We start from the raw sequence: 15,193 nt of genomic DNA, 5'->3' as shown, positions 1-15,193 counted from the left end.
ATGATTACTTGTGAGGATCTCACTGTACAATATGGGACGAAGGATGTCGTCCGCTCGCTTACGTTTACGGTGAACAAAGGTGAAGTATTCGGCATTATCGGGCCGAACGGAAGTGGAAAAACGAGCCTGCTGAAAGCGATCAATGGCGGTTTGCCTGCAGCTGACGGACGGATTGAGATCGATGGCAAACCACTGGCGGCTTACAGCTCAAAGGAACTGGCAAAAAAGATGGCCGTTTTGCCGCAGCAGGCGGAAACCGCTTTTTCGTATTCTGTTTCCGAGGTCGTCGCTTTAGGGCGCTATCCGTATCAAAAAGGCTGGTTGCAACGGACGACGAAGCAGGATGAAGAGGTGATCAGGGCTGCAATGAAGCAAACGGATACGTGGAGGTTCCGCGACACGCCGCTTCAGCAGTTGAGCGGCGGCGAACGGCAGCGGGTGCTGTTGGCACGGGCTCTCGCGCAGGAACCGGATATACTTCTGCTTGATGAGCCGACCAACCATCTTGACCTTTCCCATCAAATGCAGCTGCTCGACGCCTTGCATGAGTGGACGGAAACACGTCAATTAACCGTCGTCACAGTGCTCCATGATTTGAATATGGCCAGCCTTTACTGCGATCGGATATTGCTTTTGGAAGAGGGGGAAATGGTCGCGCTCGATTCACCGCATAAAGTGTTGAAAGAAGACCAGCTGGCGAACGTCTATCAAACAACGCTCATGCGCAAGGAACATCCCTCTGTCCCGCGGCCGTTAATTACGCTTATTCCCGACAATGGGGAGCAGGCGCCAGCTTCCGCGCTTGACGCTCTTACGATTGAACATACAGACAAGTGGATCAAAATGACGAGCGTGACGAAATGGAAAACATTGTCGTCCGCTGTACTTGGCGCCGGCTTCCGCTGGCATCATACATTTGTGAACCGCCATGTTGACAAAGATTATCACGCTGTTGATCCGGAGGAGGAGTACCGCGCATTTTTGACGGAGCATGGCTTAGATGACGAGGATACACTGGCGATGATGACCGCGGCGCGCTTAGAGGATGCCTCGATTCTCCGCTCGGAGAAGCAAAGTCCTGCGCTGCTTGTGATGATCAGTGCCGGCACGTCCAATGCGGTCGATGCTTCACGCGCCCATCGTCTTCCTGATTACGCAAAAACGGTCGGAACGATCAATATATGGGTATTTATCGATGGCGAACTTCCGGAGGCCGCCTATGTTCAGGCGCTGATGACCGCAACCGAGGCGAAAGCGAAGGCGCTGCATGATGAGGAGATCCGTGACGGGAGCAGCGGCACGATCGCGACTGGCACCTCAACCGACAGCGTAATGATTGCTTCCTCGCAGGCCGGAGAAATGTTTCCGTACGCCGGCACGATCACCCCGTTAGGAAAAGAGCTCGCCCGGCTCGTTTATGAAGGGATGCGGCAGACACTCCAGCGCTACAAGCGCCGCCTCGGTGACAGACGATGACGTTCCATCTGTTAGCGCTTGTGCTGGCGGTGCTGATTGATCGCCTCGTCGGCGACCCGCGGCAGCTGCCTCATCCGGTTGTCGGCTTCGGAAAGCTGATTTCAATCGGAGAGCGCCGGCTGAACCGCGGCAAGGCGCGAAAGCAAAAAGGCTTGCTGATGCTCGTCGCTGTCCTGTCAGTTGTTGTTTTCGTATCCGCTCTGCTCGTCTGGAGCGCGTATTGGCTTCATCCGGTCGCCGGACTTCTTGTGGAGGCGTGGCTCATTTCAACGACGATTGCCGAAAAGGGGCTAAAGCAGGCGGCGGATGAGGTGCGGAAGCCGCTCGAGGCTCATCATTTGGAGGAAGCCCGTCTCCGGCTTTCCTATATTGTCGGCCGCGATACAGATAAATTGGATGAAGCCGAGATCACCCGGGCGACGGTCGAAACGGTAGCGGAAAATACAAGCGATGGCATTACCGCTCCGCTCTTTTTCGCCTGGATAGGCGGAGCGCCGCTTGCTCTGCTGTACCGCGCGGTCAACACATGTGATTCGATGGTCGGCTATCAAAATGAACGGTACCGCGATTTCGGCTGGGCTTCGGCCAAATTTGACGATCTGCTCAATTGGCTGCCAAGCCGGCTGACGGCGCTCGTGATGATTATCGCCAACCGGCCACAGCTGCAGCGCTCGACGCGGCAATGCTGGGCGGTTGTCCGGCGCGATGCGCGCAAGCATCCGAGTCCGAACAGCGGCTGGGGCGAGGCGGCGGTCGCCGCGCTACTCGGCATTCAGCTCGGCGGAACAAATACATATCAGGGGCTCGTTTCAAACCGGGCCAAAATCGGAGACGCGCTCGTGCGGCTCCGTGTTGTCCATATTGAAGGGGCAACGCAAATTATGAGCAGAACCGTGACTTTGTTTACGCTGCTTCTGCTCGGATGCGGAGGTGTGATCATTGTCCTTACCTAATCATGGAGCAAATCCAAAGCAGTTTGCTGAAGCGCTTGCCATCAAACTGCCGGAACAAGCCGAAGACTTCAGTGTCAATACGAATCCATATGGGCCGCCCGAATCTGTTCTCTCCTTGCTCGCTTCCGGGCTCGGGGAAACAGCTTCTGCTTACCCCGATCCGCGCGGGACAGCTTTAACACATGCTGTCGCCGTGGCAAATGATCTTCAGCCGGAAAATGTGCTGCTTGGCAATGGGGCGGCGGAGCTGATCTTTCTGCTGGCTGCTCATTTTCGCGGCAAACGGGTCGGGATCATTGAGCCGGCTTTCTCGGAATACCGCGACGCGTGCGAAGCATATGAGTGCGAGGTTGAATCGATCGTGTTGCCGGCGCCGTGGGAGCTGCGGCTTGAGCTGATTCGTCCGCTGCTGCCGGCCGTCGATCTGCTCTTTTTATGCAGTCCGAATAATCCGACAGGAATCAGCTACAGCCGTCACGCGATCGTTGAACTGCTTCAAGCCGCTGAGGATCACGATGTTTATCTCGTCGTTGATCAGGCGTTTTACGATTTTTGTCTGGAAGACGTCCATTTGCAACATTTGCTTGCCGATCATCCGCGGCTTATTTTGCTGCGCTCATTGACAAAAATGTATGCGATTGCCGGTCTGCGGCTTGGCTACCTTTTAGCTCAGCCGGAGCTGGTGCAGGCGATCGCGAGGCGTCAGCCGCCATGGAGCGTCAACGGATTTGCGCAAATTGCCGGAATGCAGGCCTTGCAGGAGCAAAGCTTCGTAAAGCAAACAGTAGCGATGATCGCAGAGGAGCGTGAGCGGGTCAGCACGGAGCTGGAACGGTTATCCTTCGTCGTTTCTCCTTCAACCGTCAATTTCTATTTACTGTCCGAACGAAAAAAGCAGGACATGAAGCCGCTGCTGCTTTTTCTCGCCGAAAAAGGCGTCATCGCCCGCCATACGTATAATTTTAACGGGCTGGACGGACGTTATATCCGTCTCGCCGTCAAGCAGCCTGAGGCAAATGAGCGATTGCTTGCGGTGCTCAAGGAGTGGAGAGAGCGGTGATTTGTTTTATGACAGGTGGAGTAAGAAGCGGAAAAAGCCGTTATGCTGAACAGCGCGCGATCGAGCTGGCACAGAAGAAGGACTGCCGGCTTCACTATTTGGCGACAAGCGCTGTCTATGACGGAGAAATGGAACAGCGCGTAAACATCCACCAGCAGCAGCGGCAGGCGAGCGGCCAAAATTGGCACGTATGGGAGCAAGAGCGCAATGTCGATACGCTGCTCGCCCAGATCGATAAACAGGATGTCGTTCTGCTGGATTGTGTGACCACATTGGTCAGCAATGAATTATTTTACGGCTGGGAACGGGGAGAAGAGCGCTGGCGTGACGCAGACTATCAGCGGAAGGTCGTCGCCAAGCTGACTGCGCTGTTCACCCAGCTGGCGGCTGATTATCAGGCAGTGATCGTCTCGAATGAAGTCACGTCAGATCTCCCGGTGGCTGATGAAGGTACTTTCGTGTATCAGCGGATACTCGGACAGCTTCACTGTGAGCTTGTCGCTCTCGCAGATGAGGCGATTGAGCTTGAATGCGGCCTGCCGTGCTGGAAGAAAGGAGGAAGGGTATGCTAGGTGTCATGATTCAAGGCACATCCTCTGATGTCGGAAAAAGCTTTATTTGCACGGCGCTTTGCCGGGCGTTCGCCCGCCGCGGCCTGAGCGTCGCTCCATTCAAATCACAAAACATGTCAAACAACTCCTATGTGACGAAGGAAGGGGCTGAAATCGGCCGCGCCCAGGGCATTCAGGCCGAAGCGGCGGGAGTGGAAGCGAGCGTCATGATGAATCCGATTTTGCTCAAGCCGAGAAACGATCATACATCGGAGGTCATTCGCTTCGGCCGTGTTCATCAGACACTTTCCGGCAAGGATTACCGCCAGCAGTTTTACGAGCTTGGCTTGGAAACGATCTGCGAGGCGCTGGCAACGCTTGAAGCCGAGTATGATGCGATCGTTATTGAAGGAGCGGGCAGTCCGGTTGAGATGAATCTTAATGACCGTGAACTCGTTAATATGAAGGTGGCAGAGCTAGCTGATGTGCCGGTGATCCTTGTCGCCGATATTGACAGAGGCGGCATTTTCGCCAGCATCGCCGGGACGCTCCAGCTGCTGAGCGAGCAGGAGAGAAGCCGTGTCCTCGGCGTGATCGTCAATAAATTCCGCGGCGATCCGGATCTGTTTGTCAGCGGGCGAAAGTGGATTGAAGAAAACCTCGGCGTCGAAGTGCTTGCCGTCCTACCGTATCTCGACAATCATCGAATCGAAGCCGAGGATTCGCTCTCGCGTCAAACACGCTATCGTCAGCCGGCAAAGCAGGGTGATCAGCTTGAGATTGTGATGATTGACTTGCCGTATTTGTCGAATGACACGGATCTGGAGCCTTTTCTTCATGAGCCGGATGTGTCACTGCGTCTCGTCGGGATGCACGATCAGCTTGGCTCTCCCGACGCGGTGCTGCTGCCGGGGACGAAAAGTACGATTCGTGATCTGGAGGCGATGACGGCAACCGGGCTGAGCGAGCAGCTGAAGGCTTATGTCCGCCAAGGAGGAACAGTCATTGGCATTTGCGGCGGCTACCAGATGCTCGGCCGGACGATCATCGACGAAGCCGGCACCGATACCGGAACGGCCGGGCTGGAAATAGAAGGGCTTGGCATTTTACCGGTTGAAACGGTTTTTGCCCAGGAGAAATGGACGAGTCAGTCTGTCGGCCGGCTCGTTGCGGCGGAATTTACAGCGCTGGCTCCGCTAACCGGCTTTGAAATTCACCTCGGCCACTCGCGGCGGCTGACGGAAAGCGCCCTTCCCTTTTTAACGGTCGGGGAGCGCGAGGACGGGATATTCGCCGAGGGAGGCCGGTTAATCGGCAGTTATTTTCATCATTTGTTTTACAATGATCAGTGGCGGACGTGGTGGTTGAACCGCTTGCGGAAAATCCGCTCTTTGCCGGAGCAGCCGGTCCGAAGCCTGCAAAATGAGCGGCAAAAGGGCTATGAGCAGGCCGCAGATTGGCTTGAAGCAGAGCTTGATGTGAGGCGGCTGCTTAAGAAAATCGAGGCATGGAGGAAAAGCGATGCGGCATATTAACATTTTGTTCGACGGCATCGTCCTGGCGATTCAGTTTTTAACAATTCTCCCGCTTAAAAAAAATGTGGAATGGGATGAACGGAGGGCTTCTGCTTCGGTGGCTGCTTATCCGCTCGTCGGGCTGATTCTCGGTGCTTGCCTCGCGCTTCAGGGCTATTTGCTGCTGCAGTATTCGCCGATGTCTCCCTTGATCATTGCCCTCTATGTGCTTAGCTTTTCACTGCTTTTTTCCGGAGGCCTGCATGTTGATGGCTGGGCCGATTTTTGCGACGCCGTTTTTTCGCGGAGAGAGCGGGCGCGGAAGCTGGAGATTATGAAGGACCCCCGCCTCGGCACGTTTGGGGCGCTTGGCGTCCTCTTCCTTCTCGGCTGGCGCTTTGCCTTCATCTGGGAACTCGTGCAAGCGGGAAGCGGACCGTTTCTGTTTGGGCTTTTTCTCATTCCTGTCATCATGAGGCTGCTGCTTGGCTGGCAGCTGCTGCTCGGGCAGTTTGCCCGGCAGGAAGGAATGGCAGCTGCTTTGCGTCCAGCGCAAAACCGGACGGTGATGATCACCTATATTGTGTGGTCGCTGCTGACGGTGGCGCTTATCGTGATCATCTATCCGCCTTTTCTGATTCTGTTCGGCGGAGCGGCTCTCTTTTTGGCGATTTGGCTGAAGTGGGTCAGGCAGCAAATTGGCGGGATTACAGGGGATACGGTCGGCGCTGGCGGCGAAGGAGGGGAGACATTATTATGGGCGATGCTTTGGCTGTTAGCCTTATTCGGCATGGCTTGACACGTTATAACGAAGAGAGCCGTTACCTAGGTTCAACCGACCTTCCTTTATCAGCGCAGGGAAGACAACAGCTGACGGCTTTGGCCGCGCTTCCCCTTGGCGAAAGCGATTTGCTTGTCACGAGCGATCTCCTCAGATGCCAGGAAACGGCGCAGCTTCTTTATCCCGGTCGACGCTTCCGCACTTTTTCGGCCCTGCGCGAGCTAGACTTCGGCTTATGGGAAGGAAAAACATACGAGCAGCTGAAAGAGGATCGTCTTTACCGCCGGTGGCTCGATGATCCGACCGGGGTTTCTCCGCCAGAGGGAGAAGGCTTGCGCGATTTTCAACGGCGGACGAAGCAGGCCTTTGGTGAGCTGCTATCTCTCGCGGAGGACGAGGGAGCGGACAAGGTGGTCGTCATTACTCACGGCGGAGTCATTCGCCAGTGGCTGACGGAGTATGCGCCGCTCAAACGGAACTTTTTTGAATGGCATGTACCGATTGGCTGTCGTCTCACCTTAAGCGGAAAAAAATCAGATGTAAGGAGGGGGCTGCGATTCATTTCATTACTGGAGGAGCCTTTCACGGAAAGAATAAATGGGCGATGAAGCACGCTTCCGGAGCCGGTCCTGCTGAGATTCAATGGTATAATGGCTATGAACGGTGCCCGCATCCAAGCCGGAATCAAACCGGCACGGTGATTATTTTCGGGCTGGAAGCAATCGTGCGGGCCTTTTTAACGGAGGGGGAAGCGGAAGCGCGTGAACGATTTCATTTATGGCTTGAGAGCTGGCTTTGCTGGGAGCAATCTGGCGGTCTTCTTTATTTGATTGGTTCAGATGTTGGCAAGGGCGTTGTCCCGCTTGAAAAAGAAGCACGTCTGTTTCGTGATCATGTCGGTGTCTGTTTTCAGGAAGTAGCAAGGAAGGCAAAGCGCGTCGATCTGATTTGGTATGGGTTGGCGACACAATTAAAATAGGAGGCTGGATATGAGACTTTATACAAGAACAGGGGATGAAGGGCAAACAAGTGTCATTGGTGGAAGAATGGCGAAAGACGATACGCGCGTCATCGCTTACGGAACGACGGATGAGGTCAATTCCTTTGTCGGTATGGCGGTAGCTCAGCTTGATGAGGAGGTCTTTCCTGATATGAAAGCGGAGCTTGTCAAAATCCAACATGAGCTGTTTGATTGCGGCGGCGATTTGGCGATGCTCAAGCAAAGGGAAGATCGGCCCTATAAAGCAAAGCAGGAAATGATCGACTTCCTTGAGGAACGGATCGATGCTTATATCCAGGAAGCGCCGGAGCTGGAGCGATTTATTTTGCCGGGGGGCTCTGAGGCGGCCGCGACGATTCATGTCTGCCGGACAGTCACAAGGCGCGCTGAGCGCTATGTGACGAGACTCCACCGCGAATCGGATGTCGTCAATCCAATCGTGCTAAAATATCTCAACCGTCTGTCCGACTATTTTTTTGCGATTGCCCGCGTGATTAATTATCGCCTTAACGTGAAAGACGTCGAGTATGAACGGAGCGCGATCGTCTTTCGCAGCGGCAAACGGAAAGAATAGCATCCGCGATCAGAATAGAAAAACGAAGCAGCGTGTTATCCGGCTGCTTCGTTTTTCGTATGGCGAAGTGTTTGACAATTATTACCTCATGGTTTATAGTTTAGTAGATCGATCTACTACATTATGAAAAGCCCTGTGCGGTTTTCTTATATCAACTTAGAAGGAGGCATTCTTTTGTTTTCTTTTCAAAAGCATACATACTTATATGCTACAATAATAACAATCCTGATGGGCCATAACATGCTTTTAGTCAAGTCACTCCTATATACGGTTGAGCCGCTTGTGCTGACATTTGTGCGGATGACGCTGACGGCCTTGGCTCTTTTAGCCATTTGCTATTTCGTTTATGGTGTCGTCAAACCGACAATGGAGCAGTGGAAGCTTTTGACGCTGATCGGTTTTTTTGGCGTGTTCGTCCATCAAATTACGCTGGCGATCGGGCTGGAAACATCGCATGCGACGAACGGCGCGCTCATTTTAGGATTAAACCCGATCGCGACGACATTGCTTGGTGCTTTATTATTGAAGGAAACTTTATTTCGCCGCCACTATATCGGCGTAATCCTGAGCTTTATCGGAATTTGCTTTATCGTGTTCCGCGGCTTTTCCTCATTCAGCTTCTCAAGCGGCGATATCCTGCTGTTTTTCTCGATGCTGGCGCAGGCACTGAGCTTTGTCTATACGCGGAAGCTTTCAGGACAAATGAAAATTATCCCGGTAACGGCGTACAGTTATTTAGTAGGGGCGGGCATGCTTCTCGTTTTGCCATTTGTTCAGGATATGACGAGCATTTTCACCTTTTCGGCGTTTATCTGGGTTAAAATCCTGCTCGCTTCAGTCGTGTTAACGGCATTCGGCTTTATTGGCTTCAATCTCTGTATTCAGCGCCTTGGAGCCGGCGGGGCGTCGATCTTTTTAAATGTGATTACGGTCACGGCTTTAATTGGCGCGGTCATCTACTTAGGGGAAGAGCTGCTGATCCAGCATATTTTCGGCTTTTTATTTATTAGTGTAGGGATTTGGGTCGCCACCCATCATAAGGACCCGGCTGTAAAAACAGACCTGCAAAACCGCTCCCATTCGGTTTCTTCGTCATAGGAGCGAGAAAAGGAGGAATTTCTGACAAGTGAATTCCAAGAAAAAGCGGCGTGTGACGCTGCAGGATGTCGCCAAGGCGGCGGGAGTGTCACGGGCAACCGCTTCTTTAATCGTCCGTGGCAGCCCGAAAATTTCTGCCGCAACGCGCGAAAAAGTGTTGGGAAAAATGAATGAATTAGGCTATGTCTATGATCGGGTCGCCGCCAATCTGCGATCGAAACAGTCGACGACCGTCGGTTTATTGATTACCGAAATTGCGAACCCTTTTTTTTCCGAGCTGCTTGACGGGATTACAGCTGAGCTTGAAAAGGAAGGGTACACGATTATTTTAGGGACAACCTCGGACTCTTACGACAAGCAGGAGCGGCTGCTGGCGACGATGCTGGAAAACCGCGTTGCCGGTATTTTGTGGACGCCTGTGTCCGCCAGTACCGCGGAGACAACGAAACAGCTGATCCACAGCCAGCTTCCCGTCGTTCAAGTCGGCCGGGAAATAACCGGCTCGACGTTTGATTACGTCGGGATTGATAACCGGGCCGGGGCGGAGCTGGTGATTTCCTATCTTGTAAAGGAAGGACATCGCCGGATTGCCTACCTGGGAGGCCCATCAGCGGCTTCACCGTGGCGCGAACGGATTTCAAGCTATAAGCAGGCATTGCTTCAGGCCGGATTGGACGTCGATCCTTCGCTCATTGTCGAAAGTGTCGCGACGAGAGAAGGCGGAAGGATGGCGATGGCTGAAATTTTGACAAGGGAAAGCAGACCGACGGCAGCGTTTTGCTTTAATGATATTGTCGCGATCGGGGCGATGCAGGAATTGAAAGGAAGGGGATTGACCCCGGGCGTGGATATGGCAATCGTCGGCTTTGACAACGTCCAGGAGGCGTCGATTTTTACGCCGCGCCTGACGACGGTTTCCTCTTTTCCCCGAATGATCGGAACCGAAGCCGCCAAGCTGTTGCATCAGCGAATTGATGATTTTGCCAGGCCTGCCGAACGGATTATACTGGAGCCGGAACTCCACATTCGTGAATCGAGTCAGGTCAGACTTTAATCAATGAGACTATGAAAAGCTTGAGACACTGGACTTTAACAGATCGTGGCGGTTCCGCTCCTTGCTTAAGGGCTGGGCAAAAGGTAAAAAAACAACCTTTTGTTTCAGCCCTTCCTTTTCTTTTCTTGACAATGATAGTAAGCTTATACTATATTACTAGTGAAAACATTAAACTGTTAACATTCTGATGATTCCGAATAGAGAGGTAATAATAATGGAGCTGTTCACAGAAGAAGTGCAACGAAAATTAATATGGCAACAAGTGCTTGAGAAATTACGCAAGCGAATCATTTTAGGAGAAATGAAAAAAGGCGAGCATTTGAAGGAAGTCGTCCTGTCAAAGGAGCTTGGCGTCAGCCGCGGCCCGGTGCGGGAAGCAATCGTCCAGCTGGAGAAAGAGGGTCTGGTCCATACGTGCAAAAATGGGCGGACGAAAGTGAACGGCTTTTCCAATGAGGACGTCAACAATCTTTATTATGCACGGAGTGTAGTAGAAACGGCGGCGATAGAGCAAATTCAAATGCCGGTTGACGAGCAGTACTTGACCGAAATGAGAGAATTGCTAGATGCGATGGAAGATGAAGATTTGTCGAACCGCAATGTCAACTTTCTTGATTTGCAATTTCATTATTCCTTAATCCGGTTATCAGAAAACAAAACATTGATTCAAATGTGGCTCAGCACGAATGGAGTCATTAAAGCGATTATGGAAATCACGAATGAACATACCCGCCAGCAACGGGCAACGAGCTTGACGCAGCACGAGGAAATTTTAAAAGCGCTTCAATCAGGCGATCGACAACAGGTAAAGCATACGTTGGAGACGCATTTACATTACGCGAGGAAGGTTTTGAAAAACTTTTTCGAAACAATTCATATATCTTAAAAGTACAGGAGGAACGTTATGGAAGAGAAAAGAAAGGTCCCATGCGGTATTATCGGCTCGGGGAATATTGGCACAGACTTATTGGAAAAGCTCAAACGGAGTAAGGTGTTGGAGCCGACGGTGATGATCGGCATTGATCCACAGTCAGACGGTTTACAGCGGGCAAAGCAAAAAGGGCTCACGACGATCGACAATGGCATTGAAGGCTTTAAGGCGCAGCCTGATTTGGCCGACATTCTTTTCGATGCAACAAGCGCCAAAGCCCATATTCAAAATAACAAAGTGCTGCAGGAGCTTGGCAAAACAGTCATCGACTTAACGCCGGCTGCCATCGGTCCTTATGTCGTTCCGGTTATTAACATCGATGATCACATTCAGGAGTCGAATGTCAACATGGTCACATGCGGAGGACAATCCACTGTTCCAATTGTAAGCGCTTTAAATAAGGTGGCTGATGTCGCCTATGCAGAAATTGTTTCAACGATTTCCAGTAAAAGCGCCGGGCCCGGCACACGGCAAAACATTGATGAATTCACGCAAACAACTGCGAAGGCTCTAGAAGAAGTCGGAGGAGCCGATAAGGGGAAAGTGATTATCATTTTGAACCCGGCAGAGCCGCCAATCATGATGCGCAATACGATTCACGTCATAATTAAAAAATATAACGAGGAGATTTACGAGCAAATTAGAACGACAGTGACAAATATGGTCGAGCAAGTGCAGCAATACGTTCCAGGATACACATTAAGCGCTGAGCCTTATTTTAACGAAGATCGAGTGACCATCTTCCTGCAAGTTACCGGTCTCGGTGATTATTTACCTGAATATGCAGGCAACCTTGATATTATGACGTCAGCCGCCGTAAGAGTCGGAGAAGAATTTGGACAGCGAAACGATCGCTAGGAGGGGAAAAGGATGGGAACAGAAAAGATTACAATTAATGATGTAACGCTGCGCGATGGAATGCACGCCATTTCGCATCAATATACAAAGGAGCAAATTGCCGAATTAACGAGAGTCATCGATGAATCAGGTGCTGACATTATCGAAGCGACGCATGGCGATGGTCTTGGGGGCAGCTCGATTCAATACGGTTTCTCAAAGGAAACGGAAGAGACGATTATCCGAACGGCGGTCGAAAATGCGAAGTCGGCTAAAATCGGCGTCCTGCTCATCCCAGGCATCGGCACAATTGAGCATTTGCAGCGCGCCCATGAATACGGAGCAAGCGTCGTCCGGATTGCGACTCATTGTACAGAAGCCGACATTTCGGAGCAGCATATTAAATATGCGCGCGACTTAGGAATGGATGTCGTCGGCTTTCTGATGATGGCTCATATGATTCCGGCAGAGCAGTTGGCCGAGCAGGGCAAAAAGATGGAGTCGTATGGGGCGGGCACGGTTTATTGCACAGATTCCGCCGGAGCACTGTTGATGGATGATACTCGCCGGCGCATTGCCGCGCTGAAGGAGCGGCTTTCCGTCGAAATCGGCTTTCATGCCCATAACAATCTGTCGCTCGCCGTCGCGAATTCCATCGTCGCCATTGAAGAGGGAGCGAACCGGATCGACACAAGCCTTGCCGGAATGGGAGCGGGAGCTGGAAATACGGCGACGGAGGAACTGGTTGCCGTCATGAACAAGGCGAACATCCGCCACAACATCGATTTATATAAAGCGATGGATGCGGCTGAGCATGTGATGAAGCCGATGATGAAGCGTCCGATCTCGATTGACAGATTGAGCTTAACGATGGGCTATGCCGGCGTGTACAGCTCATTCCTGCTGTTTGCGTTCCGGACAGCCGAAGAATACGGGATTGATGCCCGTGATATTTTGATGGAAGTCGGCCGGCAAAAAGCGGTCGGAGGCCAGGAAGATATGATTCTATCCATTGCACAGAAGTTGGCAAGTGCAAAATAAACGTGGAGAGGGGCAGCAATGATGCTCGTTGTGTTAGCGGATGGCAAGTCACTAGAAGGAGATCACTATCAGATTGAAGAGGAGTTCTTTCGCGAGCGCGGAGTTGAATTCAGAGTAGAAGATTGTGCAACAGAAGAAGAGGTGATAGCAGCGTGTCAGGATGCCGATGCGGTACTTAGCGTCTACGCTCCGATGACGGAAAAGGTGATTGCTGCTTTGCCGAACTGTAAAGCGTTGGTGCGCTATGGTATCGGCTTTGACAATATTGACGTAGAGGCTGCTTCGAAGAGAGGAATCGCTGCTTGCAACATTCCTGACTATTGCATTCCTGAAGTCGCTACCCATACGATGGCGATGCTGCTACAATTTGAACGGAAAATCGGTTTGCTCGATGCTTCCGTGCGCGAAGGACAATGGAATCCGAATGCCGGCTTTTACTCACGCCGCCTGTCTTCACTGACGCTCGGCCTGGTCGGCTTTGGAAATATCGCTCAGGAAGTAGCGAAGTATGCCGCGTCGTTTGAGATGAAGATCATCACGTATGATCCGTTTATTTCCGATGAGGTAGTGGACAGATACGGGGTGAAAAAGGTCACTCTCGAGCAATTATTTACCGATGCAGATTATATCTCGGCTCATGTTCCGTTGAATGAGCACACGCATCATCTGATTAATGAGGAAGCGTTTAATAAAATGAAGAACTCCGCTGTCCTGCTTAACACCGCGCGCGGGCCGATTATTGATCAAACAGCGTTAGTGAAAGCGTTAAAGGAGAAAACGATCAGAGGAGCTTGTCTCGATGTTCTCGAGCATGAGCCGCTTCAGCTCGATGATGAAATTCTGAAGCTTGAGCATGTCGTCATCACCCCGCATGCGGCTTTCAATAGTGAAGAAGCAAAACAGCGCCTTCATTTACGAGTAGCAGAAACCGCTTACGCCATCCTCCAAGGTGAGCATCCAAGCAACATCCTTAACCGGCAGGCAGTCGTCAGCGCAAAAGGGTGAAGTGTCCCTTTTGCGCTGACGACGAAGCAGCGAGAGAAGAGCGCGCAAGGGTGTAGAAGTCAGAAAGGAAGGAGGCCATTGAAAAACTTCTTTTTTCGTAACTCGAAGAAGAGTAATGGCTCCGCGCGTTGCGCGCCTTGCTACGAGAAACGCACTCGTAACAAGGCTTTCAAAATCAGGCAACGGCTACACTCATTACGAAAAAGCTGCTGAAAAAGCGAAAATCATCCTTTTTCAGCAGCTTCAAGGAAAGCGGGGTTTCTTTCCTTCTGACTGAGCGCGGACGGAGCCGCTGCAAAGTAAGCTCCTGTGAAAAGGGTGAAGTGTCCCTTTTGCGCTGACGACGAAGCAGCGAGAGAAGTGCGCGCAAGGGTTGATATAATGAAACAGAACAGCAGAGGAGGTTGGAGACATGGCGATGGCCAAAGCGGACAAGTGGAATGCGAATCTTTATGACAATAAGCATGCGTTTGTCTCAAAATATGGAGAAACATTGATTGGACTGCTTGCCCCGGCGGAGGGGGAGAAGATTCTTGACTTGGGCTGTGGAACGGGAGATTTAACAAATCAGCTTAGCGAACGAGGCGCGATCGTAACAGGGGTCGATCAATCGACCAATATGATTGATCAGGCGGAGCAGAAATATCCCCATTTACAATTTGATGTGATGGACGGGGCCGAGCTGACATACCGGGAGCAATTCGATGCCGTGTTTTCGAATGCAGCCCTACACTGGATGAAGAAGCCTGAACCGGTGCTTGCGGGAATTTATCGGGCGTTAAAGCCAGGTGGGCGCTTCGTCGCGGAATTTGGAGGCCAGGCTAATGTCGCGATGGTGACAAATGAATTGCGGAACGAATTTGAAAAACGGGGCATGACCGATTTTTCTAGTCGTTATCCGTGGTATTTTCCAAGTATCGGGGATTATACGGGAAAAATGGAGGAGGCTGGCTTTTTCGTTACGTTCGCCGAGCATATTGACCGGCCTACTCCGCTCGAAGGAGAGGAGGGACTACGCAACTGGCTTGTGATGTTTGCCGCTTCCTTTTTTGAAGGAATTGAGGAAGGGCTAAGGCAGGAGATTGTAAAAGCAGTTGAACAAAATTTGCGGGCGACGCTTTATCAGGAAACAGGCTGGGTCGCTGATTACAAGCGAATCCGGGTGATCGGAAAGAAGCAATAAAAAATGGAGGCTCGAGGAAAAGGTTGTTATTTACCTTTCCCCGAGCCTCTTTATGTTTTTCCTGGAAACAAAGGTGAATGATGATACATAATTCCACGAGCTGTATTTCATACTACATAACAGGAAATGACAGGA

The 15,193-nt window shown here is 51.7% G+C and carries 16 protein-coding genes; all 16 read left to right on the top strand.

Annotation, left to right across the window (positions count from 1 at the left end; all coding sequences use genetic code 11):
• The 16 genes from ABMB67_RS02935 (at position 1) to ABMB67_RS02860 (ending at position 15,058) form a co-directional block, all read left to right on the top strand.
• A complete protein-coding gene (locus ABMB67_RS02935; protein WP_354571048.1) occupies positions 1-1,476 on the top strand; it encodes a heme ABC transporter ATP-binding protein in 1,476 nt (491 codons plus the stop codon).
• The gene (gene cbiB, locus ABMB67_RS02930) at positions 1,473-2,429 is read left to right on the top strand and encodes an adenosylcobinamide-phosphate synthase CbiB (RefSeq protein ID WP_251222469.1); all 957 of its coding nucleotides are present in this window, start codon (positions 1,473-1,475) and stop codon (positions 2,427-2,429) included. The genes ABMB67_RS02935 and cbiB overlap by 4 nt, the downstream gene beginning before the upstream one ends.
• Positions 2,416-3,489 carry a threonine-phosphate decarboxylase CobD gene (cobD, locus tag ABMB67_RS02925; protein ID WP_354571047.1) on the top strand — a complete coding sequence of 358 codons (1,074 nt, stop codon included), beginning with the start codon at positions 2,416-2,418 and terminating at the stop codon, positions 3,487-3,489. Before cbiB ends, cobD begins: the two co-directional genes overlap by 14 nt.
• Positions 3,486-4,061, top strand: a complete 576-nt coding sequence (locus ABMB67_RS02920) for a bifunctional adenosylcobinamide kinase/adenosylcobinamide-phosphate guanylyltransferase (RefSeq protein WP_354571046.1) — start codon at positions 3,486-3,488, stop codon at positions 4,059-4,061. The genes cobD and ABMB67_RS02920 overlap by 4 nt, the downstream gene beginning before the upstream one ends.
• Positions 4,055-5,575: a cobyric acid synthase gene (locus tag ABMB67_RS02915; RefSeq protein WP_354571045.1), complete on the top strand. Its 1,521-nt coding sequence runs from the start codon at positions 4,055-4,057 to the stop codon at positions 5,573-5,575. The genes ABMB67_RS02920 and ABMB67_RS02915 overlap by 7 nt, the downstream gene beginning before the upstream one ends.
• The gene (gene cobS / locus ABMB67_RS02910) at positions 5,562-6,353 is read left to right on the top strand and encodes an adenosylcobinamide-GDP ribazoletransferase (protein WP_251222465.1); all 792 of its coding nucleotides are present in this window, start codon (positions 5,562-5,564) and stop codon (positions 6,351-6,353) included. Before ABMB67_RS02915 ends, cobS begins: the two co-directional genes overlap by 14 nt.
• Positions 6,311-6,943 carry a histidine phosphatase family protein gene (locus ABMB67_RS02905; RefSeq protein WP_251222464.1) on the top strand — a complete coding sequence of 211 codons (633 nt, stop codon included), beginning with the start codon at positions 6,311-6,313 and terminating at the stop codon, positions 6,941-6,943. The genes cobS and ABMB67_RS02905 overlap by 43 nt, the downstream gene beginning before the upstream one ends.
• A complete protein-coding gene (locus tag ABMB67_RS02900; RefSeq protein ID WP_251222463.1) occupies positions 6,940-7,314 on the top strand; it encodes a bifunctional adenosylcobinamide kinase/adenosylcobinamide-phosphate guanylyltransferase in 375 nt (124 codons plus the stop codon). Before ABMB67_RS02905 ends, ABMB67_RS02900 begins: the two co-directional genes overlap by 4 nt.
• 10 nt (positions 7,315-7,324) lie before the next feature.
• Entirely contained in the window at positions 7,325-7,909 is a 585-nt protein-coding gene (locus tag ABMB67_RS02895) for a cob(I)yrinic acid a,c-diamide adenosyltransferase (RefSeq protein ID WP_251222462.1), read from the top strand.
• Between the two features lie 174 nt (positions 7,910-8,083).
• Complete coding sequence (locus tag ABMB67_RS02890) at positions 8,084-9,007, top strand: DMT family transporter (protein ID WP_354571044.1); 924 nt, start codon at positions 8,084-8,086, stop codon at positions 9,005-9,007.
• A 28-nt stretch (positions 9,008-9,035) separates the two neighbouring features.
• Complete coding sequence (locus ABMB67_RS02885; protein WP_354571043.1) at positions 9,036-10,061, top strand: LacI family DNA-binding transcriptional regulator; 1,026 nt, start codon at positions 9,036-9,038, stop codon at positions 10,059-10,061.
• Positions 10,062-10,275: 214 nt separating this feature from the next.
• The gene (locus tag ABMB67_RS02880) at positions 10,276-10,947 is read left to right on the top strand and encodes a GntR family transcriptional regulator (protein ID WP_251222459.1); all 672 of its coding nucleotides are present in this window, start codon (positions 10,276-10,278) and stop codon (positions 10,945-10,947) included.
• 18 nt (positions 10,948-10,965) lie between these two features.
• Complete coding sequence (locus tag ABMB67_RS02875) at positions 10,966-11,850, top strand: acetaldehyde dehydrogenase (acetylating) (protein ID WP_354571042.1); 885 nt, start codon at positions 10,966-10,968, stop codon at positions 11,848-11,850.
• A gap of 12 nt (positions 11,851-11,862) precedes the next feature.
• Positions 11,863-12,870 (top strand): 4-hydroxy-2-oxovalerate aldolase, encoded by a 1,008-nt coding sequence (gene dmpG / locus ABMB67_RS02870; protein WP_354571041.1) that lies wholly within the window; start codon positions 11,863-11,865, stop codon positions 12,868-12,870.
• Positions 12,871-12,888: 18 nt separating this feature from the next.
• The gene (locus tag ABMB67_RS02865; RefSeq protein ID WP_354571040.1) at positions 12,889-13,875 is read left to right on the top strand and encodes a C-terminal binding protein; all 987 of its coding nucleotides are present in this window, start codon (positions 12,889-12,891) and stop codon (positions 13,873-13,875) included.
• A gap of 412 nt (positions 13,876-14,287) precedes the next feature.
• Complete coding sequence (locus tag ABMB67_RS02860) at positions 14,288-15,058, top strand: class I SAM-dependent methyltransferase (protein ID WP_354571039.1); 771 nt, start codon at positions 14,288-14,290, stop codon at positions 15,056-15,058.
• Positions 15,059-15,193 lie beyond the last annotated feature (135 nt).

This window comes from Halalkalibacter oceani (assembly GCF_040544555.1).
Taxonomy (GTDB): Bacteria; Bacillota; Bacilli; order Bacillales; family Bacillaceae_D; genus Halalkalibacter; species Halalkalibacter oceani.
Note: the sequence above shows the minus strand (reverse complement) of the source record. Positions and strands in the feature narration are given on the sequence as shown.

Bases quoted from the DNA above. Each gene is read 5' to 3' on its own strand.
- ABMB67_RS02905 (WP_251222464.1), top strand. From the start codon at position 6,311: ATGGGCGATGCTTTGGCTGTTAGCCTTATTCGGCATGGCTTGACACGT.
- ABMB67_RS02935 (WP_354571048.1), top strand. From the start codon at position 1: ATGATTACTTGTGAGGATCTCACTGTACAATATGGGACGAAGGATGTC.
- ABMB67_RS02895 (WP_251222462.1), top strand. From the start codon at position 7,325: ATGAGACTTTATACAAGAACAGGGGATGAAGGGCAAACAAGTGTCATT.
- cbiB (WP_251222469.1), top strand. From the start codon at position 1,473: ATGACGTTCCATCTGTTAGCGCTTGTGCTGGCGGTGCTGATTGATCGC.
- dmpG (WP_354571041.1), top strand. From the start codon at position 11,863: ATGGGAACAGAAAAGATTACAATTAATGATGTAACGCTGCGCGATGGA.
- ABMB67_RS02860 (WP_354571039.1), top strand. From the start codon at position 14,288: ATGGCGATGGCCAAAGCGGACAAGTGGAATGCGAATCTTTATGACAAT.
- ABMB67_RS02875 (WP_354571042.1), top strand. From the start codon at position 10,966: ATGGAAGAGAAAAGAAAGGTCCCATGCGGTATTATCGGCTCGGGGAAT.
- ABMB67_RS02900 (WP_251222463.1), top strand. From the start codon at position 6,940: ATGAAGCACGCTTCCGGAGCCGGTCCTGCTGAGATTCAATGGTATAAT.
- ABMB67_RS02880 (WP_251222459.1), top strand. From the start codon at position 10,276: ATGGAGCTGTTCACAGAAGAAGTGCAACGAAAATTAATATGGCAACAA.
- ABMB67_RS02865 (WP_354571040.1), top strand. From the start codon at position 12,889: ATGATGCTCGTTGTGTTAGCGGATGGCAAGTCACTAGAAGGAGATCAC.
- ABMB67_RS02915 (WP_354571045.1), top strand. From the start codon at position 4,055: ATGCTAGGTGTCATGATTCAAGGCACATCCTCTGATGTCGGAAAAAGC.
- cobS (WP_251222465.1), top strand. From the start codon at position 5,562: ATGCGGCATATTAACATTTTGTTCGACGGCATCGTCCTGGCGATTCAG.